The sequence below is a fragment of the Niastella yeongjuensis genome, from assembly GCF_900110245.1.
GTDB lineage: Bacteria > Bacteroidota > Bacteroidia > Chitinophagales > Chitinophagaceae > Niastella > Niastella yeongjuensis.
In genome coordinates this window covers 89,427-111,279 of the sequence record NZ_FOCZ01000021.1, presented here as the reverse complement: position 1 = coordinate 111,279, position 21,853 = coordinate 89,427, and the positions used below count along the sequence as shown (strand labels likewise).

The 21,853-nt window shown below is 46.6% G+C and carries 12 protein-coding genes and 1 rRNA gene; 9 read left to right on the top strand and 4 right to left on the bottom strand.

Annotated elements, in window-relative coordinates; translation table 11 throughout:
- Window positions 1–191 precede the first annotated feature (191 nt).
- From rrf to BMX95_RS32215, 3 genes are all read left to right on the top strand, one after another.
- A 5S ribosomal RNA gene (gene rrf, locus BMX95_RS32225) occupies window positions 192–303 on the top strand.
- A gap of 265 nt (window positions 304–568) precedes the next feature.
- Window positions 569–1,654, top strand: a complete 1,086-nt coding sequence (locus BMX95_RS32220) for a glycoside hydrolase family 76 protein (RefSeq protein ID WP_081202273.1) — start codon at window positions 569–571, stop codon at window positions 1,652–1,654.
- A 112-nt stretch (window positions 1,655–1,766) separates the two neighbouring features.
- A complete protein-coding gene (locus BMX95_RS32215) occupies window positions 1,767–3,191 on the top strand; it encodes a glycoside hydrolase family 125 protein (protein ID WP_081202272.1) in 1,425 nt (474 codons plus the stop codon).
- 151 nt (window positions 3,192–3,342) lie between these two features.
- On the opposite strand, the gene BMX95_RS32210 is transcribed toward BMX95_RS32215, so the two are convergent.
- Window positions 3,343–4,116 carry a response regulator transcription factor gene (locus BMX95_RS32210; RefSeq protein ID WP_342342295.1) on the bottom strand — a complete coding sequence of 258 codons (774 nt, stop codon included), beginning with the start codon at window positions 4,114–4,116 and terminating at the stop codon, window positions 3,343–3,345.
- A complete protein-coding gene (locus BMX95_RS32205; protein ID WP_081202270.1) occupies window positions 4,116–7,232 on the bottom strand; it encodes a ligand-binding sensor domain-containing protein in 3,117 nt (1,038 codons plus the stop codon). Before BMX95_RS32205 ends, BMX95_RS32210 begins: the two co-directional genes overlap by 1 nt.
- 173 nt (window positions 7,233–7,405) lie before the next feature.
- Between BMX95_RS32205 and BMX95_RS32200 the strand changes: the two genes are divergently transcribed.
- The 5 genes from BMX95_RS32200 (at window position 7,406) to BMX95_RS32180 (ending at window position 17,431) form a co-directional block, all read left to right on the top strand.
- Window positions 7,406–10,570 carry a SusC/RagA family TonB-linked outer membrane protein gene (locus BMX95_RS32200; RefSeq protein WP_090519718.1) on the top strand — a complete coding sequence of 1,055 codons (3,165 nt, stop codon included), beginning with the start codon at window positions 7,406–7,408 and terminating at the stop codon, window positions 10,568–10,570.
- 9 nt (window positions 10,571–10,579) lie between these two features.
- Window positions 10,580–12,475: a RagB/SusD family nutrient uptake outer membrane protein gene (locus tag BMX95_RS32195; protein WP_090519716.1), complete on the top strand. Its 1,896-nt coding sequence runs from the start codon at window positions 10,580–10,582 to the stop codon at window positions 12,473–12,475.
- Window positions 12,476–12,548: 73 nt separating this feature from the next.
- On the top strand, window positions 12,549–13,241 hold the full coding sequence (locus tag BMX95_RS32190) for a DUF3823 domain-containing protein (RefSeq protein ID WP_081202269.1): 693 nt from the start codon (window positions 12,549–12,551) through the stop codon (window positions 13,239–13,241).
- A 150-nt stretch (window positions 13,242–13,391) separates the two neighbouring features.
- A complete protein-coding gene (locus BMX95_RS32185) occupies window positions 13,392–15,233 on the top strand; it encodes a glycoside hydrolase family 2 protein (RefSeq protein ID WP_081202268.1) in 1,842 nt (613 codons plus the stop codon).
- A 170-nt stretch (window positions 15,234–15,403) separates the two neighbouring features.
- Window positions 15,404–17,431, top strand: coding sequence for a beta-L-arabinofuranosidase domain-containing protein (locus BMX95_RS32180; RefSeq protein WP_081202267.1), 2,028 nt, complete (start codon window positions 15,404–15,406; stop codon window positions 17,429–17,431).
- A gap of 136 nt (window positions 17,432–17,567) precedes the next feature.
- On the opposite strand, the gene BMX95_RS32175 is transcribed toward BMX95_RS32180, so the two are convergent.
- Together BMX95_RS32175 and BMX95_RS34745 are read right to left on the bottom strand one after the other, a co-directional pair.
- On the bottom strand, window positions 17,568–19,334 hold the full coding sequence (locus BMX95_RS32175; RefSeq protein ID WP_090519714.1) for an alpha-L-fucosidase: 1,767 nt from the start codon (window positions 19,332–19,334) through the stop codon (window positions 17,568–17,570).
- Window positions 19,335–19,567: 233 nt separating this feature from the next.
- Window positions 19,568–20,137, bottom strand: a complete 570-nt coding sequence (locus tag BMX95_RS34745) for a transposase (protein WP_107686036.1) — start codon at window positions 20,135–20,137, stop codon at window positions 19,568–19,570.
- A gap of 221 nt (window positions 20,138–20,358) precedes the next feature.
- Here BMX95_RS34745 and BMX95_RS32165 point away from each other — a divergent pair, with 221 nt between their 5' ends.
- Window positions 20,359–21,774: a polysaccharide lyase 6 family protein gene (locus tag BMX95_RS32165; RefSeq protein WP_081202262.1), complete on the top strand. Its 1,416-nt coding sequence runs from the start codon at window positions 20,359–20,361 to the stop codon at window positions 21,772–21,774.
- The last annotated feature ends 79 nt before the right edge of the window (window positions 21,775–21,853 follow it).

Here is a 21,853-nt window from a genome sequence, read left to right as displayed (position 1 = left end):
GACGTTGATAGGCTACAGATGTACAGATGGTAACATCAAAGTCGAGTAGTACTAATTACCCGTACGCTTTAATTTTTTTAACAATTTTGAATACGAATAATATTTATTGTTAGTTCTATTACGATCGCATTTACAACTTCCCAATATGTAATCTTATTACGGTTTAGACATAACATCTTAACTAAAGATCTTATGGTGATTATACCGAGGGTGTTCACCTCTTCCCATTCCGAACAGAGAAGTTAAGCCCCTCATGGCCGATGGTACTACACAACAATGTGGGAGAGTAGGTAGTTGCCATATTTATTGTAAAAAGCCTCTTGACTGGTGTCGAGAGGCTTTTTGCTTTTTATACCTCCCTGAAAAAAAACCTAACATCCCTCCTCAACACCTCCACGTTAAAAACTAACAGAATATTCATTATACAATATAATATATGTGCATGGCACACGGTAAGGACTAGTAAATTTGAAGTTGATGCATTAAATTCAGGAAAAATCACCAAAAATCCAATGGTCCATATGGAAAGCGTTTGATCAATTAATATTAGAATTTAAAACGCCCTATTATGAACCAATTCCTGAGTACTGCTTTAACCCTTTCTATCCTTTTCGGAACCACCGCCTATTCACAAACAACAAAGATCAACTGGTCAAAAGCCGCCGACAGTGCACAACAGGCACTCACCACCCAGTTCTGGTCAGGTACCCAAAATTATTACCGACACAACAACAACGGAAACGACACCTTCGATTATTGGTGGAACGCCCACGCCCTCGATGTGCTCGCAGACGGGTATGCCCGCACAAAGGATCCCGCTTATGCTACCCGTATGGGCAATTTACTGTCGGGCATTTATAAAATGAACGGCAGTAAATGGACCAACAGTTTCTATGACGACATGGAGTGGCTGGCCCTTGCCTGTTTACACGCTTACGATGTTACCGATGACAACAAATACAAAGAAGTAGCCCAGCTTCTTTGGGATAACATCAATGCCGGCTGGACAAAAATCCACGGCGGCGGCATCATGTGGCAAACCGGTACGCCCGATTCAAAAAATGCCTGCAGCAATGGTCCCGCTATCATCATTGCCTCAAAGCTGTTCAAACTCACTAAGAATGATGATTACCTGTTCTGGGCAAAGAAAATTTACGAATGGCAGGAAGTGTATCTCGTGGATACAAGCAGGGGAGTTGTATGGGATGCCTTTGGTAATTATAACGAAACCGGCCTTTATACCTACAACCAGGGTACCTGGCTGGGCGCGGCGCTCGAACTCTATACCATCACCAAAGACAACAAATACTTACAGGATGCTGTGAAAACTGCCAGCTACATCGTAAATGATCAGCAAAAGTTTTCACCCAATGGCATTCTGAAAGATGAAGGCGCTGGCGATGGCGGATTGTTCAAAGGCATCTTCATTAGTTATTTAAATCAATTGGCACGCCTGCGCGAACTTAATCGTGCAACCCGCAACCAGTATGTTCAATTCCTGAAAACAAATGGTGAAAGTTTATTGACCAAAGCTACATACCGGCCAGACTATACATTCAATTCAGACTGGCGATCACAGCCCAATGGCCCCAAAACAGATGGCTCTATACAACTTAGTGCCTGTATGTTACTCGAGGCCTTAGCTGGTTTATAAGTTATTTAATTCATTAGTTATTCAGTTTGTAAGTTGGGACGCTGACAAACTGAATAACTAATGAACTTGTTACTTGCTAAATACATAGCTTTACCTCCAAACAATTGCTTATATGAGACGGAGGAGCTTTATTCAACAATCCACCCTGGCAGGTGCGGGTTTATTATTCGGAAACATGCGTGGCCTGGCAGCACCCCTTCAATATCCGGTAGTTCGCACCCCGGCTGATAAACGGAATTTTACCAGCGAAGCAGTAGAAAAAGCAATCAAAGAATTCCAGGCAAACGTAAAACAACCCGAGCTGGCCTGGCTGTTCGGGAACTGCTTTCCCAATACACTCGATACAACTGTATTTCATACTACACAAAACGGCAAACCCGAAACATACGTGATCACCGGCGACATCGATGCCATGTGGTTGCGCGACAGCAGCGCCCAGGTATGGCCGTATCTGGCGTTTTTGTCGCAGGATAAACCCCTGCAGCAGCTGATTGCCGGCGTTATCAATAAACAAGCTGCCTGCATTCTCAAGGATCCTTTTGCCAATGCATTTTATAATGATCCGGAGAAGAAAAGCGAATGGGAGAAAGACCATACGGACATGAAAGCCGGCGTGCATGAACGCAAATGGGAGATCGATTCCTTGTGTTATCCCATCCGCCTGGCTTACCGTTACTGGAAACTAAGCGGCGATACTACTCCTTTCGATGCACAATGGCAACAGGCCATCAAAACCATTTACGCTACCTTCCGTGATCAGCAACGCAAGACTGGCAATGGTTCCTATAAATTCCAGCGAACAACACCCCACGCCTCCGATACGCAACCGATGCGCGGTTATGGCTACCCGGTAAAACCAGTGGGTTTGATCTGCTCGGCATTCAGACCCAGTGATGATGCCACCCTGTTTTCATTCCTGATCCCGTCTAACTTCTTTGCTGTAGTTAGTTTACGGCAGGCTGCTGAAATGTTTACTGCTATCGTAAAAGATACCACCACTGCCGATCAGTTAAATGCACTGGCCACTGAAGTGGAAAAAGCATTGCAACAATATGCCGTGGTGGAACATAAAGGATATGGAAAGGTTTATGCATATGAAGTGAATGGCTTTGGCAGTTATAATCTGATGGACGATGCCAATGTGCCCAGTCTGTTGGGAATGCCATATCTCGGCGCCGTAAAAACATCGGACCCCATTTATCAAAATACCCGCAAGCTGGTATTGTCCGCCGACAACCCATTCTTCTTTAAAGGCACAGCGGGAGAGGGTATTGGCGGACCGCACGTAGGCCAGGATATGATCTGGCCCATGGGCATCATCATGCGCGGATTGACCAGCACCAACGATGCCGAGATCAAAGCCTGTATTGACATGTTACGAAAGACACATGCCGATACGGGTTTCATGCATGAGTCGTTCCATAAAGACGATCCCAAAAAGTTCAGCCGTAAATGGTTCGCCTGGGCGAATACATTGTTTGGGGAGTTTTTGTGGAAGACGTATAAAGAGAAGCCTGAGTTGCTGAAATCGTTATAAGTGTTAGATGTAGGGGGAGAGGTAAGAGGTAAGAAGTAAGAAGTAAGAAATAAGAGGTAAGAAGTAAGAAAAACACCGAATTTCGTACTTCTTACATCCTACGTCCTACATCCTACGTCCTACCTCCTACCTCTTACCTCCCGCCTAAAACCTAAGAGTCCTTGTTTTTCCGTAAAGCATAGTCGGTAGGCGCCACTCCAAACTGCTTATGAAAGTTCCTGGTGAAATTACTCTGCGAACTAAATCCCGTCATGGCGGCAATCTCATACATTTTATAATCACCGGAAACCAATAACTCGGCCGCTTTCTTTAAACGGGTGATATGGATCAGCTCGAGCGGGGTATGATCAGAAATAGCTGTGATCTTGCGATAGAGGGTTACGCGGCTCATATTCATGTACCGTGCCAGTTGCTCCACATCGAGCTCTACTTCTTCCATATGCTCGATGATAATGGCATGCAGCGTGGCCAAAAACTGTTCATCGGCTTTGGTATGCGCCATACTGTTGATGTGCACCAGTGGTGAGTTGGCAAAATACTCGCGTACCATATTTCTATTGGCCAGCAAACTGGCCATCTGCGCCAGCAGGTGTTCCTTCGAAAAAGGTTTTTCGATATAGGCATCTGCGCCTAATTCCAGTCCCTGCACCTTTGCCTGAATGGTATTCTTGGCTGTGAGCAGAATGACAGGGATGTGCGAGTACTCCACATTCGACTTTATAAGTGAGCACAATTCAAAACCATCCATATCCGGCATCATTACATCGCTGATGATCAGCTGCACAACATGCGCGCTCAAGGCCTGCAATGCTTCCTGTCCGTTCGATGTTTTTAGTACGGCGTACCGGGGTTGCAGGATCCTTTCCAGAAAATCGAGGATCTCTTCTTCGTCGTCTACCAATAAGATAAGTGGTAATTGATTCATCATTTCTTTTTTACAAGTGGTTGTAATGGTAGGAAAAGCACAAAGGTGTTCAGCGTGCCCGTGTTGTCTTTTACATGTAGTTTGCCCTGGTGCAATTGAGTAAGCGAACGTGCAAGCGTTAACCCAATGCCGGTCCCTTTTTGTTTTAAGTTTTCTTTGATTCGATAGAATGGTTCAAAGATCCGCTCCCGCATGGTGGCGGGTATCAACACCCCATCATTGGAAAACTCAATTATAAAACCAGTGTCTTCTTTTTGCACGGGAAACAATTGTACGGTGATCTCATGCGCTGCATATTTCACGGCATTGCTGAACAGGTTGCTGAAAATTTTATTCAGTGCATCTTCATCTACCAGTGCAATGACTGGTGTATCTGGTAACAACAGCACGAATTGCAGATTTCGCTTTCTGGCCAATGGTTGAAAACCGGCGTGCACATCCTGCAACAGGGTGGTGACATTCACTTTGTTAAAATCCAGACTAAATCCCCTGGATTCCGTTTGGCGAAAGTCGAGGATCTGCGTGATCAGCGTCATCAGCCGGTTGGTATTTCTTTCCATCATCGTCACGTCATCTTTGATGGCGGGCAGCTCATCCACTTTTTCCATCAGGTTCTCTAGCGGGCCTTTTATTAAAGTAAGCGGCGTGCGGATCTCATGCGCAACATTGGTAAAGAACTCGAACTTGGCCTCATAGATCTCCTTCTCTTTTCTTTCCTGCGAGCGCTTATGATAGCTTTGAATAAACGACCAGGCTATTGCTGCCGTGATAGCGGAGTATACCAGCCAGGCCCACCAGGTGTTCCAGAAGGGCGGGGTAATGATGAGCTGCAGTCGTTTCTCCCGGCTCCAGTGCCCATCGATGGCAGCTGCCAGGCGAAACACATACCGGCCCGGCGCCAGGTTGGTAAAATATACTTTACGGTTGGTATATAGATACGTCCAGTTTTTATCAAGGCCCTCCATCATATACTTGTATTCGGTGATCTCCGGACTGGTATAACTCAACGCGGCAAAGTCAATGCTGAACGAAGATTCATCATATGGCAGCGTAAGGATATTGGTATATAAAATGGATTGCTGCAGCGGTGAATGGTCTTTGTCTATCAACAATTCTTTATTATGAACCTGGAACCCGGTTATATACACCGGCGGCGCCAGTTGACTGGCCACAAATGTTTCCGGATTAAAGGAGATCATGCCTTTGATAGAACCGAAATACAAAGTGCCATTGGCATCTTTAAAACCGCTGTTGTAATTGAACTGATCGTACAACAATCCATTGGCAGTCGTATAAATGGTCATGACCTGTGTAGTATCCAGTTTTACCAGTCCTTTGGAGGTAGTGATCCACAACTGCCGGTGATTGTCTTCCACGGTCTTGAACACAAAATTACTGGGCAGGCCGTTTTGCAGTGTATAGCGGGTAAAGCGTTTACGCTCCGCATCCAGTTTACAAAGCCCACCGCCCTCTGTGGCGATCCATAGATTATGATAACTGTCTTCCGTTACGGCATTGATATCGTTGATGGATAAACTATTGGTATCATTCGGGTTATTCTTCAAGCGGCCCCAATGCCGGGTAAGCGGATCATAATACAACACACCCTGGTTATGTGTGCCCGCCCAGATAATGCCTGTATGGTCTTCCAGTAAACAACTGATAAATTCACCATAAGGCGATTCCTGTAACCATTCAAAATTTTTAGTGGCCTGCCGATAAAGATATAACCCGCCACCACTGCCAAGATAAACGTCACCACCCCTGGTTTGCAGCATGGTCACAATAAAATTATTGCGGAAGGTATTGTTGTGCACATTGCTGCCGTAGTGATTTATCACCTGACCGGTTTGCCGGTTTATAATATCAAGTCCATGATCGAGTGTGCCCACCCATACTTCATTACCCAGCGCCAGCAAGCCATGAATATTGTGATAGGCAATGCCTGTGGCGGTGCCGGTAGGTTTATAATGGGTAAAGGCACCAGTGCGCGGGTTTAATTTGTTCAGGCCTGCATCTTCTGTACCGATCCATAAATTACCATCGGGGTCGTCGCATATTTCCCGAACGGCGCTGCCGCTGATGGTTTTATTGGTGCAATCGGGAAAATATTTGGTGAAGGGTGTATAAGGTTTGGGATAATAATTCACGCCACCAAAATAAGTGCCCGCCCAAACGCCGCCTTCCTGGTCTTTGCACAAGGTATAGACTGCATTATCTGACAATGAATAAGCATCGGAAAACTGTTTCTTCAGGTTGGTGAACTGGCCGGTACTGAGGTGATAAATGAAAATGCCCGACTCGGTGGCAAACCAATATTCATCATCGGAATATTTCAGGATGTCGCGTACATAAATGGTGGTTTTATCGGCACTGTAGATCAGCAGATCGGTATAGGAGTTGGTAGAAATGTTATATAGCTTTATGCCCTGGCAGGTGGTACCAATAAAGATCGCATCCTTCCCGGCCGGATAGATCTTTTTAACAAAACAGGTAGGCATTTGGGGTGAGTGTGCAAATACATCGGTGCCTTTAAATGTTTGCGTCACCGTATCGAACCGGGTAAGGTGACCATCCATGGAACCGAACCACATGTCGCCCGTTTCGCTCATACAAAGTGCGGTGGCGTAAATGGTTTTTTCTGGCGGAAATGTCGTTAAGCGGCGGGTAGTAAAATTGTACCGGCAAACCATGGAGTAGGATTGGAACCATAATTGTCCCTGCCGGTCCATTTGAATATTGTTTACCTCGGGCAGGGTATCTATAAAACGCACCAGGCGTTCTTTTGCATAATCGAACCGGTATAACCCGTTTTGCGTGCCTACCCACAGGTTGTCTTTTGCATCAGCAAACAAACAAAAGATAAAATCTTTCTTCAATTGTTTTCCTTCATTGTCTGACCGGAACAATTTAAAGCGGTAACCATCGAACCGGTTCAACCCCTCCTTGGTGCCAAACCATAAAAATCCTTTATTGTCCTGTATACTACAATACACCGTATTGTTCGACAAGCCATTCTCTACCTGGTAATGTTTGAAATAGTAAGGCTGACCACTGACGGTACTAACAGTGAGCCATAAGACGAACAACAGCAACAATCGTAATAAGCAGTTCATTCTGGTAATTTAAGCAAGAATGGATCATAAAAAAAACGTATGTAACAAAATGAATCAATTCTGAAACGCAGGGAATAATCGCTCTGGTGCTAAAATTTTTATTTCATGTTGGAAACAAAACAAAGGATGCAAATCCTTTAGCTGCCATTATTAACCAACAACTGATTGCTTTTATGAAAAAGTTAAACAGGCATGTATTGCCTCCTCCAGAAACCAGGCTACTTCTTTCTCTGCTATTCCTTGTTTTCATTTCTATAAACAGCTGGGCGCAAAGCAAACCGGTGTTTGCTGTATCCGGACTGATCAAAGACAGTGCCGGTGTTGCTGTAGCCAATGCCACTGTACTGGAAAAGGGCACAAAGAACGCTGTAACTACCAACATCGATGGCGCTTTCAGCATCAAAGTATCCAGCGAATCGGCGGTGCTTATTATTTCATCGGTGGGTTATATAGACCAGGAAACACCTATCAACAACCAGGCCTATCACTCCATATTATTACAAAAGCTGCAGAAAGACCTCGGCGAAGTGATCGTAGTAGGGTATGGTACTACCAGGAAGGCATCCGTAATTGGCGCTATTGCCGCTGTTACCGATAAAGACATTGGCATGGTGCATGGCGGATCAACGGTAAGTACCAGTTTAGCTGGTAAATTACCCGGCGTTTCCTTCCGCATGCAGGATGGCCGCCCGGGTGCCAGCGCCAACATTCAGGTACGTAATATGGGTGATGTGTTGTACGTGATCGATGGTATACAACAGGACGTGGGCCAGTTCAACAACCTGGCGCCAAACGATATTGAAAGTATCACCGTGCTGAAAGATGCTTCTGCAGCCGTATATGGCGTGCGGGCCGCAAACGGCGTTATTGTCGTTACCACCAAACGGGGTAAGCTGGGCACCCGTAACACCGTTAATGTAGAGGCCTATACCGGGGTGCAGAACTGGATGCGTTTCCCCGAAGGGCTTACCAATTCATACGATTACATGCGGTACCGGGCCGAGGGTGAGATCAACCGCTTTGGCAGCACCACCATTACGCCGGAAGAACTGGAGAAATACAAGGCCGGAACAGAACCCGGTTACCAGAGTTTCAACTGGAAAGATTTTATTATAAAAAAGAATGCACCCCAGCACTCCGTAAATGTGAATGTTACCGGTGGGTCAGATAAGATCAACTATTATTTATCAGCCACCCACCTGTACCAGAATTCAGTATTGGGCCGTGAATTTAAATTCAACCGTACCAATATACAATCTAATGTTAGCGCCAAAATTGCCAACCGCCTGAAAGTAGGGGTGAATGTCAATGGCCGTATAGAAACGCGCGACAACCCCGGCGTGCCTTATGAAGATGATTACTGGCTGGCCCGTTTTGCCCTGATGCGCAATACGCCGCTGGAACGGCCTTATGCCAATGACAACCCGAATTACCTGAACGACATCAAACACAATGAAACCAACTGGGCGTACCTGAATTATAAATGGAGTGGTAAATACCACAGCGACTGGCGGGTGCTGCAAACCAATTTCAATGCAGACTATGAAGTGCCGTATGTAAAAGGGTTAACGGTAAGTGGCGTATATTCCTACTATTTAGCCGATTACTATTATAATAACCACGAGTATACCTACGTAACCTATACTTACAATCCACTTGATGATACCTACAAACCAACCGGCGGTAGTACCAATCCCTGGCGCGAACGCGAACAGATAAAACAGATCAATATTACTCAGCAGTTTAAACTCAACTACAACCGCACCTTTGGGTTGCATACCATCGGCGCGCTCTTTGTGAACGAACGCATCAAAAACCAACGCCTGCGTAACAGGATCCATTCAGTGCCCAGCACCAATGCGCTCACGCTTATTTATTTCAACACGGCTGATACATATGAAGACAGTGATGACAAAGAAGCGCGCATCGGGTATATTGGCCGGCTTACTTATAATTATGATAATAAATATTTCCTGGAGATGTCGGCCCGTCGCGATGCCTCGTATTTGTTTGCACCCGAAAACCGCGTAGGGTATTTTCCCTCGGTGTTTGGTGGCTGGCGAATTACCGAAGAACCCTTTATGCAAAAGTTATTAGGCGGCAAGAATCCGTTAACCGATTTCAAGTTTCGCGGTTCGTACGGTATACTGGGTGATGATGGCAAGCAACTGGGCCTGCCTGCATTCTCTTATGTACAGGGATATAACTACAACCAGGGGATAGCCATCTTAAGTGGTGTGCCGGTGGTAGGCTCAAGAGACCGCGGCGTACCCATTACTAATATTACCTGGTTAAAAAGTAAGATGACCGATGTAGGGTTCGACTTCTCTTTATGGAATGGAAAGCTTTCCGGTACTTTCGATTACTTCTATCGTAAACGTTCCGGGTTGCGTGGCCGTAAATCGGATGTGCTGGTTCCATCAGAGATCGGTTATACCTTGCCCGATGAGAACATCAACAGCGATGCGCAGTATGGCCAGGAAGGAGCATTGACCTATAATGGTTCTTACAAGAAATTGCGTTTCAGTATAAGCGGTAACCTGTCTTATTCCCGGTCAAAGTTCCTTTCTTCCTATAATCCGGTGTTCTTTAATTCACTGAACCAATACCGCCGCTCCGGTGAACACCGTTATACACGGATCAACTGGGGCTACGATGCCATTGGCCAGTTCACCTCGCAGGACCAGATCAACAATTATCCCGTGAACATCGACGGGCAGGGCAACAAAACATTGTTACCCGGTGATCTTATTTATAGAGATGTGAATGGCGATAACAAGATCGATAGTCTTGATGAACGGCCCATTGGTTATGGTGCCGACAACAACCCGCCCAATATCAATTTCGGCATCAGTCTTACGCTGCAATACGGCGGCTTCGATTTCCGGGCCGACTTCTCTGGCGCCTCTGGTTATACGTGGTTTCAGAATTGGGAAACCAGGAATCCATTTCAGAATGATGGAAACCTGAATACCATCTTCCTCGATCGCTGGCACCGGCAGGACCCATTCAATCCAAAGAGTGACTGGATCCCCGGTAAATACCCGGCCTTGCGTTTCAATGATGGCGACCATAGCAATTACAACAAAGCTTCCACTTTCTGGGCGCACAACATAAAATACCTACGCGCCCGTACGCTGGAGTTAGGGTATTCATTGCCCACCAAACTCATCAAACAGGTGAAGATGGAAAGAGCCCGGTTCTATATTAATGCCTACAACCTGTTTTCGTTCGACAATGTAAAACAATACGCAGTGGATCCTGAGGTGAATGACGATAATGGGTTGCAGTTTCCGCAAAGCAAATTTATAAACGTAGGCCTTAATCTTTCCTTTTAAAAAATGACTATGAAAAAGATCTTCCTCCTCATATGTACCACCGCGCAGCTGTTGGCAGTCGGTTGTAAAAAAGACAGCGAATTCCTGAATGTACAACCAACGTCGATCCTCACCAATGAGCAGGCGTTCAGCGATCCGGCACAGGCGTTATCCATACTCGCCGACCTGTATAACCGCCAGGTTGACTTCTCCGGTTTGGATACCGGTTGGGTGACCTTTGCGGATTTTAGTGAAAGCTTTCCCTCCGAAAATGGCCGCGCCAATATTGTGCAACGCAATCAATGGGAGTTCAAAGAATGGAGTATCTGGGATTATGTATACATCCGGGATCTGAATTTATTTATTGAACGGGCTACTGTTGCGAAAGCATTATCCGAATCGGACAAGGCCCGCTTTCTCGCTGAAGCCCGTTTCCTGCGCGCCAATTATTATTTTGAAATGGTAAAACGGATGGGTGGTGTACCGCTGATCACTGAGTCATTACTATACGATTTCAGTGGCGACCCTACCTACCTGCAACACCCAAGAGCAAAGGAATCGGAGGTTTATGATTTTGTGATCAGCGAAGCAGAAGCCATCAAAAAAGACCTGTCGGTAAATGTAAATGAAAAAAGCCGGGCGACAAAAGCGGCTGTACTGGCTATGGAAAGCCGGGCGGCGCTTTATGCCGGTTCCATTGCCAGATATGGCGTTAACACGCCGCAGGTAAGCCTATCGGGACTGGAAGTAAGTATTCCGGCTTCCATGGCTACCGGTTATTATACCAAAGCGTTGAATGCAGCAAAGGAGATCATCAGCGGCAGCGCCGGTGCGTATGCCCTGTATAATAAGAAACCCGATCTGTCGGAAAACTTTGCCAGTATCTTTCTCGATAAAAGCAATAATTCCGAAAGCATTTGGGTTGAAGATTTCAAACTGAAAAGCGGCCGGGTGAATGGCTTTACCGTAAGTACGCAGCCCCGTTTTGGTGCAGAAGAAGAGGAGGGAGGCCGAATCAACCCATCGCTGAACCTGGTGGAATCATTTGAAAAGCTCGATAATACCTTTGCCCCTATCGCCAACACGGATGCTTTGGGCAATACACTTTATTACACTAATCAGCTCGATATATTCGCCGGCCGGGATGCACGGTTAGGGGGCACAGTTATTTTGCCCGGCTCGGCTTTTAAAGGCCGCATGGTCGATATCTGGGCCGGCTATCAATTGGCCAACGGCACCATTGTTACTGGTGACGACCGCGGCGCCCAGAAAACATTACCAGGACAATCATCACCCGTACAGGTAGTAGGTTTCGATGGGCCGGTAAGCGGCAAGGAATTCACGGCCCAAACCGGTTTTTACCTGCGCAAGTATGTAGATCCCACTCCGGGTGCCGGCTCACGGGGTACCAACAGCGAAATTCCATTCATTCGCTATCGTTATGCCGAAGTATTGCTGAATGCAGCCGAAGCAGCTTTTGAGTTGGGACAGCCCGATGTAGCCGCCGGTTATCTGAACCAGGTGCGTGCCCGCGCCGGATTCACCATTCCTTTAATTGTTTCAGACATCACCTTCGATCGCATTGTGCACGAACGCCGGATAGAGCTGGCCTTTGAAGGACATGTGCTGTATGATTTGAAACGCTGGCGCCTGGCGCATGTGGTTTGGGATGGAAATAAAATGACGGAAGTTGATCTGCTTAGCAATATCGGTACTGCTACAAAGCGCAATACCCAGCCATATGGTTTATTGCCATACCGGTTGTACGATCCGGCCAGTGCCAACAATGGCAAATGGCTGTATAAGATCGCCATGCCCACGCTGGTTACCGGGGCCAACCGTTTCAGGTTAGGGAATTACTATTCTTTTATTGATGATAATGTGAGGGCAAATAATCCGAAGATTGTAAGACAACCAAATCAATAATGGAGATGGCAAGACCTGTAAGGTCCGTTGGTTAAGCGGCCCTGGCAGGTCTTGAATCTCAAAAACAACAATTATGAAATCAAACATCAATTATATGCTGTTGCTCCTGACTATAGCAGCAGCTTCTTGTAAAAAAGATAATTACGATCCGCCTGGTTCTAAGCTAAGTGGCCATGTAGTATACAAGGGCGAAGCGCTTGGCCTGGAATACGACCAGGTGAAGTTTGAAGTATACCAGGGTGGATTTGGAAAGACCGGTCCCATTGATGCAGTCTTTTCTCCCGATGGTACCTACTCCATGCTGCTGTTCAATGGCGAGTATAAATTCATTATCCCGAACGGACAGGGGCCCTTTAAATGGAAACAAACGGCTGCAGGCGCCCCCGATACCACCTTCATCACCATGCAGGGAAGCCAGGTACTCGATATTGAAGTAACGCCTTTTTATATGATCCGCAATCCGCAGCTGACCGCATCGGGCGGAAAAGTAGCCGGTACTTTTAAAATAGAAAAGATCATTACCGACGCATCGGCCCGGGATGTTGAAGAGGTGAGTCTGTATATAAATAAAACAGCATTTGTTTCTCCCGCTAATAATGTGGCGGTAAAAACGATGACCGGTAGCGACATAACCGATCCGAATAACGTAAATTTAAGTGTAGCCGTGCCTTCCCTCACCCAGAATTATGTATTTGCAAGAATAGGTTTGAAGATAGCAGGCGTGGAGGATAGGATTTTTTCACCGATGGTGAAGATTGATTTGTAATAAGTGATGCTGCCTGGAAATGAAGAATAGGAAGTAAGAAATAAGAGGTATGAAGCTCGCGAATTTCTTACTTCCTGCTTCATACTTCTTACTTCGGCACTTGTGTCTGATAGGATACACTAAAGACGAAATGATCAAAACAAATAGTATATGAAGAGATCGATTGCATTCCTCGCTGCCAGTATGATAACGATAACCTCGTGTGCCCAATCAAAACCAGATGCAGGTCACATTATGACCAGCTGGGCCGAAAAGGTAGATCCGCAGCAACCGTTACCCGACTATCCCCGACCTCAACTGGTGCGTAGCACCTGGCTCAACCTGAACGGACAGTGGCAATATGCCGTGTTGCCCGCAGCAGAACAAAACATCCCCACTGCTTATGCCGGCAAGATCCTGGTGCCCTTTGCCATTGAAAGCGCCCTCAGCGGCGTAACCAAAACAGTAGGGAAGGAGAGCGCGCTGTGGTACCAGCGAAGTGTTGCCGTACCTGCCGCATTTAAAAACAAACGCGTGCTGCTGCATTTTGGCGCGGTAGACTGGTTGTGCGATGTATATATAAACGGAAAGAAAGTGGGCACTCACCAGGGTGGTTATGATCCTTTTTCTATAGATATTACTTCAGCCCTGAATAAATCAGGTAATCAACAACTCGCCGTGCGGGTATGGGACCCCAGCGATGAAGGACCGCAACCCCGGGGTAAACAGGTAAAAAATCCCAACGGCATCTGGTATACGCCGGTAACCGGCATTTGGCAAACCGTATGGCTGGAAGGCGTTCCGCAATCTTATATCAGCAGTATTAAACAAACGCCGGATATCGACAAAAGCGTTATTCGCGTCAGCGCACAAGTGGAGAATGCCCAACCCGGCGACCAGGTACTGATCGCTGCATACCATGGCACCGAAAAGATCACAGAGCAAACCACCACGCCCGGTGCAGAAGTCGCGCTTTCCATCTCCAATCCAGAATTATGGTCGCCCAGTCATCCTTTTTTATATGACCTGAAAGTATCGCTGTTACAAAAGAATAAAAAGACTGATGATATCAGCAGCTATTTCGCCATGCGTAAGATCTCGGTAGGTACAGACAACAACGGCATTCAACGCATGTTGCTGAACAATGAGTTTGTATTTCAGTATGGTCCGCTCGATCAGGGCTGGTGGCCCGATGGATTGTACACCGCGCCAACCGACGAAGCGCTGAAGTACGACATTGAACAAACAAAAGCCATGGGCTTTAATATGATCCGCAAACATGTAAAGGTAGAACCCGCCCGCTGGTACAACTACTGCGATAAACTGGGGATGCTGGTATGGCAGGATATGCCCAGTGGCGACCTGGGCAATCGCTGGGAATCGCGCCCCGGTATTTATGGAAAGGCTACCGATAAAAACCGCAGTGCTGAATCGGAAAGCAGCTATCGCAACGAATGGCGCGCCATTATGGACAAGCTGTACAATTTCCCCAGCATTGTGGTATGGGTGCCATTCAATGAAGGGTGGGGACAATTCAAAACAAAAGACATTGTGCAGGCAACCCGGCAACAGGACCCCTCCCGCCTGGTGAACAGTGCCAGCGGTGGTAATTTTGAACCGGTAGGACATATCATAGATCTGCATAACTATCCCGAGCCATTGATGCCCGATCCCTCTTTGTTTGGATCCAAACAGGTATTGGTATTGGGTGAGTTTGGCGGTTTGGGTTTGCCGATAGAAGGGCATACCTGGCAGCAAAAGAACAACTGGGGCTATGTGAGTTTTAAGAACAATGATGAGCTGTTGCAACGCTATGAAGAATTTGTGAACCGCATTCCCAACCTCATCAAAGCCGGATTGTCAGCCGCAGTGTACACCCAAACTACCGATGTGGAAGTAGAAACAAACGGCTTAATGACCTACGACCGTAAAGTGATTAAAATGCCGGTTGCTACTTTAAATAAGGTACACAGTAAGTTGTATGAAACCGCTTCGGTGGCTATGAAGAAATAAGTGTTACCGGAAGATCTGTAAGGTTCGCCATCTGAGTCTGAATAATTAGCGTGTTGACGCGATCCTGACAGGTCTTACTTAAAGCGGAGACCTGTCAGGTGCAATTAAACACTCTAATTAATCAGCCTCAAATGATGCACCTTACAGGTCTACCCATTTAAATAAAATCAATGAAACCATATAAAATATTGCTCTTATTAGTCAGTAGCTGGTTTGCAATACAAGCGCAACAAGAGAGACCTTCTTTTGCCATTAATCAAACCAACAGTTACTATATAAGTAACAAGCAACCATTGAAACCTTCTCCTTTTATTAAACTGCCTGTTCAGTCGTTCAAACCCAAAGGGTGGTTGCTGCATTTTCTGCAGTTGCAACGGGAAGGGCTGACTGGTCACCTGGGACAGATCAGCGCCTGGCTGGCCAAAACAGACAATGCCTGGCTTACCAAAGATGGGAAAGGCAAATGGGGGTGGGAAGAAGTGCCTTACTGGTTAAAAGGCTATGCACACATCGGTTACCTGTTGCACGATCAGCAAATGATCAATGAAAGCAACTACTGGATCAATGCCGTGCTCAGCAACCAGCGGCCCGATGGAGATTTTGGTCCGGTGGTATTGCGCAATGGTAAACGCGATCTGTGGACCAACATGCCCATGCTCTGGTGTTTGCAATCTTATTATGAATACGCGAATGATCCCCGGGTATTGACATTCATGAGCAATTATTTCAAATGGGAAAATGGTTTGCCCGATAGTATGTTCCTGGAAGATTACTGGGAGAACAGCCGCGGGGGTGATAATATGTACAGTGTATACTGGTTGTACAACCGCACCGGTGAAGCCTGGTTGCTCGACTTCGCCACAAAAATTGACCGCAATACCGCCAACTGGCGTCAAAAGGACAATTTACCTAACTGGCACAATGTAAATGTGGCGCAGAGTTACCGCGAGCCGGCTACGTATTATATGCAAAGCAATAACACCGCCGATTTGGAAGCTACCTATAATGATTTCAAACTGGTACGCTCGCTTTATGGCCAGGTGCCTGGCGGACTGTTTGGCGCCGATGAGAACGCCCGCAAAGGCTACGACGATCCGCGGCAGGCAGTGGAAACCTGTGGCATGGTAGAACAAATGACGAGTGATCAAATGTTGCTGCAATTCACTGGCGATGCCTTCTGGGCCGACAACTGTGAAGACGTTGCGTTCAATACGTTCCCTGCTGCATTCATGCCCGACTATCGCAGTCTGCGGTATTTGACGGCGCCGAATATGATCGTGAGCGACAGCAAGAACCATGCGCCGGGTATTGCCAATGAAGGCCCTTTTCTGATGATGAATCCATTCAGCAGCCGTTGTTGTCAGCACAATCATTCCGCAGGCTGGGCTTATTATGCAGCCAGCAGCTGGATGGCCACACCAGACAACGGACTGGCCGCACAACTATATGTAGCTGGTGATGTAACGGCCAAGGTAGGAGACGGGACTGAAGTGACGCTGTCAACAGAAACCCATTACCCATTTGAAGAAGGGATCATTTTTACGGTTCAAACAGCACACGCAGTTACATTTACCTTGTACCTGCGTATCCCGGCCTGGTGTACAAATGCGTCTATAAGCGTCAATGGCAAACGCCTGGCGATTAAAACGACAGCCGGTGCTTATGCGCCTGTGACTAACACCTGGAAGAATGGCGACAAGATCCAGCTGACATTGCCTATGCAATTACAGCTGCATGAATGGGAGCGAAACAAGAACAGCATTAGCATCAACTATGGACCGCTTACCTTTTCTTTATTGATAAAAGAAGAATACAAAAAGCAGGATAGCAAGGAGACAGCCATCTGGGATTCACGCTGGCAGGAGCATGCCGATGTATCGGCCTGGCCTTCATACGAGATCTTTGCAGCCTCCCCCTGGAATTACGGTCTTGTGGTAGATCCGGAACAACTCAACAAATCATTTACGATAAAAAAGAAACCCTGGCCAAAGGACGACAATCCATTTACCAATGCCACGGCGCCGATTGAACTGATTGCCACCGGCAAACTCATCTCCACCTGGACGGTAGATCAATATGGGTTGTGTTCCGTTTTACCGCAGAGCCCGGTTGCTGTTAATGGAACGGCAAAGCAACTTACATTGGTTCCTATGGGCGGGGCGAGGTTGAGGATTAGTGCGTTTCCGGTAATAAAGTAGACCTGTAAGGTGCACCATTTGAGCCTGCACAATCAGTGAGTTTATGTGCACCTGACAGGTCGTAAGAACAGCGAATGACCTGTCAGGTACACGTAGACCAACTAATCAGGCTAACCACCGTGGTGTACCTTACAGGTCATTCTATTTTAAAAGCAACAGCAAACTTTTCATCCACATTTGCGGGATATACAATCGAAAGTCCCTCCGTTTTCTGCTCCCACTTCAGCGGCGTATCGCTTCCTAAAAGGCTAACAGATTTAACTTTTGTATCCGTGCCGATCGATTGGATAAGTAATGTTTCTCCTGGTTTGGGCACGGTGAGGCAATAAGCATATAAGGCGCTGTTTTTGCCAACCGTAAAACGAAAATCTTTGGTGGAGAAAGTAAAGTCTGCGTGCTTCTTGCCCAGCTTACCACCGGGAAGTGTTTTCAGCTTTGCTTCTTTCGTTTTGCTATCGATGATGGTTTCCCCTTCACCTAATTTTTTCCAGGCATGGCTGCCATAGATGCCTTCGCCATTTATTTTCATCCAGGCGCCGATGTCTTTCAACATGGCGGCGCTGCCGCTGTCGATAGCGCCTTCGGGTGTGAGTGATACACACAAGGTGAGGTTGCCATCGCGGCTCACATATTCCAACAGGGCGTGGATCACCATATTGGCGTCGTAATAAAAACCAGGTTGATAGAACCAGTCGCCAACGGCCATATCGGCCATCCATAACTGATCGGATTTTATGTCTTTGGGATAAGAACCTTCGAAGGTTCTGCCCGCACCGCGATTGGTGGGCAGAAATTTTATAATGCTGACCTTATCGAAAGGTTTATCCTTACGGGCCATGGCTTTGTTGTAGAAGTCGGCCACTACGCGGGCGCCGGCATCGCATTTATAACCTGAACCGCTTTTAGCGCCGCTGAAAGGTTGCGTGCTATTGCCATCGGTATAAATAAAATCAGGATCGTAATGGTCTACTACATCTTCGATGCGCATGGCCCATTGTGTGGCGTACCAATGGGCATAGTTCAGGTTGTTGCCAAAGATGCCCTGGTAACCATGGGCTATCTCCCAAATGGGATATGGTTTTCCATTTGAGTCAACCGTGTTATAATGGAGCGGAATGGTGTACAATCGTTTTGGATCGAGGCCCTGCCACCATTTGCCTTTGCCATCGGCGAGGGTAAGATTGCCATCATAGGGAACACCGGCTTTGGGGCCACTATTGTCGCTGCCAAAAGCGGTTTGATACCACCACCAGGTGTATTCATGGTGAAAAGCTACGCCAAAACGCATGTTGTGTTTGGCCAGTTCTGCTTTCCATTTGGCGAGGAAATCTACCTTGGGACCTATGTTCACAGAATTCCAGGGTTGATATTTGGAGTTCCATAAGTCGTAATTGTCGTGGTGCACGCCCACTACCAATGCATATCGAAATCCGGCATCATAATAGGCCTGTACCAGTTTGGCAGGGTCCCATTGCGAAGGGTTCCATTGGTGTAAGACGTCTTTATAACCCGTTTCACTGGGATGGCCATACGCTTTCAGGTGATTTTTATACGCATCCTGGTTGGGTTCATACAGGCGGCGGGCATACCAGTCGCCGCTTTTACCGGCGGCTTGCGGGCCCCAGTGGATGAAGATGCCGAATTTGGCATCGCGCCACCAGGCCGGTTCACCCGGGTAATTTTTATCTATCGAGCTCCAGGTAGGTTCAAACGGACCGGAGGCCATGGGAAAATCCATTTTTACTTCGGGAAAATCGGCGGGGTTTGCAATAAAACCAAGTTGTTTATCTTCTTTAACCGGCATCGGCGGCAATACATACGCAGGGGATTTCTTTTGGGCATACCCGGCATTCAGCAACCCGAACAACAATGAAATAAAAGCGAAGGAATGAACACGTTTCACAATGGCACATTTTAATCGTTAAACAGATGCAGGAAATTACACCCTGTGTGGGAAGGGCTTGTCCTGTACCGTCCTGCTGAGCCAGACCTGTAAGGTTCGCCATTTGAGCCTGAATAATTAGAGTGTTAAAGCGATCCTGACAGGTCTGGTAAGTAAGCGTAGACCTGTAAGGTTCGCCATTTGAGCCTGAATAATTAGAGTGTTAAAGCGATCCTGACAGGTCCTGCGGTTTATTATTCAAATGCAATTAAATTAACCATGGTATCATTAGCGTTTAAATTGTGTTGCTTTATAAGTTCCTCTTTATTGCCAAAAAAATCCAGCATGAAGTTTCTATTTAAAGCAGTGGGTTTATCATTTAAAAACATTTGGAAGGAGGAAAATTTCCATGATGACCAATCAGGCGTATACCCGTGATGCAATGGATTTCGGTGAATATACCATGTTGTCCAGGCGAGTTGATGATCATCTTCAACTAATTTTCTTTTAAATGGCCGCATGAATAAGGAGCCTTTTCTTTTATATTCTTTATTATGCCATTTAGAAAAGCTGTTTGCTGAATCAGACATTGCCTTTGAAAAGTCTTCTCCTCTGGTGTCGAAATTTAGTCTAAGTAGTAAATGGTAATGGTTGGACAATAAACAATAGGCATATAACTCACATAATGGAAGTACATGTTTTTTGAAAAGCTCTATCCACTTAAAATGATCATCCTCCTTTAGAAACAGTTGTTCATTTCCTATAGCCCGATTGAATACATGATAAATGCAGCCTGGCGCTAAGGGTTGGATGTTTGATGACATTATTAAATATATTAAAATATTTAATACAAAAGCCTTATACCTGATTTGACCTGTCAGGTGCACTTTAACTTTCGAAATGTTCAACACTCAACGGTACACCTTACAGGTCAGGTTTTACCCCCGCCAAAATAGCTCAATACTTAGTAAAAACCCCTATCTGACCCTTGGCGATACAATATTATATTTGCCAAAACTGTTATAGTACGGGTAAAATATCCTGCATGAAAAATATTGTACGTTCACTTTCAGCCTGCCTCTTGATAATGACAGCCGGCGTTCAAACAACTACCGCCGGAACCATTGTGATAAAAACCATTGGCCATTTACAAAAAGCCATCAGTGAAGCCAAACCCGGCGATACGCTGCTGGTGCAAAATGGATTGTATGCCACCGGAAATCCTGTTACCATTAACCGGGAAGGAACGAAGGAGCAACCCATTGTAATTATGGCCCAAACTGCCGGACAGGCAGAGATCACCGGCGCGGGTGGATTCGCTATTATGAGTCCGGCCAAATACATTGAGATCAGTGGATTCAAATTTACGCACGCCGCCAGCACGGCCCGTACGGGTACTGGTACCAGCTTTTGCCGCTGGACGCATAACATTTTCGAGACTGAAGGAGAAGGGGAGTATCTAACCATTGCCGGCAGCGATCACCAGGTAGATTACAATACTTTCCATAATAAGAGTTCGATGGGCCGTTTTCTGGCCATCCGTGGTGAAGGCAGTCAGATAGCCGAGCGTTTGTGGATCCACCACAATTATTTTTACAATTTCACCAGTCAGGGTGGAAAGAATGGCGCTGAGGCCTTTCAGTTTGGACTGAGCGGATTCAGCATGTCGAAAAGCAACAGCATTGTAGAGTACAACCTGTTTGAAGAATGCGAAGGTGAGAATGAACTGATCTCGATAAAAGCATCAGGCGTTACGCTGCGTTATAATACCATTCGCAATTGTAAGGCGCAATTCACCTTACGGCATGGTAACTTCTGCCAGGTGTATGGCAACTATTTTCACAACACACCCGGACTGCGCATCTTTGGTGATGACCACATCATCTATAGTAATTACTTCGAGGTCTGTGCTAAAGGAATAGAGATCGGCAATGGTGATGGTGAAGTAGCTGAAGGCGCGGCCCTCACTTGTCACGATCGGCCCGACCGTGTGCTGATTGCGTTCAATACTATCATTAGTTGCAAGAGCGGCAGCATTTCCATGAGTGCCCGTGAGAAAGGATTAGGTGCTACTGCGATTACTGTTGCCCGCAACATCATCCGTGGCGGTGGTCCTGCTGCAACAATCACCGGACCATATGTAAATCCGGTTTGGGAAGGAAATATTGTTTTCAATGCTGAAAGTAAAGGTGATATGCCGGATGGTACATTCTCTACCATCGATCCTAAGTTAGGCCGTAGTACTTATCCAACGATCCATTTGCTGCCTGGCAGTCCGGCCATCGATGCCGTGCTTGCGCCTAAGGGCAAGAAAGCGGTAAATCCCTATGCTGCCATCGCCACTGACATGGACGGACAGCCGAGAACGGCACCACTCGATGCAGGCGCTGATGAAGTAAGTACCACTCCTGCGACAGCGAGGATCCTTGATCCTAAGGATGTGGGTGTGGATGCGAAATAAGAAAAGCTGATAATTAAGATAACAGGGCCCCGACGGTATCGTCGGGGCTTTTTTTATGGGTGGAAGAGACGGCGCTCGC

Coding starts and splice junctions, on each gene's coding strand:
- BMX95_RS32210 (WP_342342295.1), bottom strand. CDS start 4,116: ATGAATCAATTACCACTTATCTTATTGGTAGACGACGAAGAAGAGATC.
- BMX95_RS32220 (WP_081202273.1), top strand. CDS start 569: ATGAACCAATTCCTGAGTACTGCTTTAACCCTTTCTATCCTTTTCGGA.
- BMX95_RS32190 (WP_081202269.1), top strand. CDS start 12,549: ATGAAATCAAACATCAATTATATGCTGTTGCTCCTGACTATAGCAGCA.
- BMX95_RS32205 (WP_081202270.1), bottom strand. CDS start 7,232: ATGAACTGCTTATTACGATTGTTGCTGTTGTTCGTCTTATGGCTCACT.
- BMX95_RS34745 (WP_107686036.1), bottom strand. CDS start 20,137: ATGTCATCAAACATCCAACCCTTAGCGCCAGGCTGCATTTATCATGTA.
- BMX95_RS32185 (WP_081202268.1), top strand. CDS start 13,392: ATGAAGAGATCGATTGCATTCCTCGCTGCCAGTATGATAACGATAACC.
- BMX95_RS32200 (WP_090519718.1), top strand. CDS start 7,406: ATGAAAAAGTTAAACAGGCATGTATTGCCTCCTCCAGAAACCAGGCTA.
- BMX95_RS32215 (WP_081202272.1), top strand. CDS start 1,767: ATGAGACGGAGGAGCTTTATTCAACAATCCACCCTGGCAGGTGCGGGT.
- BMX95_RS32180 (WP_081202267.1), top strand. CDS start 15,404: ATGAAACCATATAAAATATTGCTCTTATTAGTCAGTAGCTGGTTTGCA.
- BMX95_RS32195 (WP_090519716.1), top strand. CDS start 10,580: ATGAAAAAGATCTTCCTCCTCATATGTACCACCGCGCAGCTGTTGGCA.
- BMX95_RS32165 (WP_081202262.1), top strand. CDS start 20,359: ATGAAAAATATTGTACGTTCACTTTCAGCCTGCCTCTTGATAATGACA.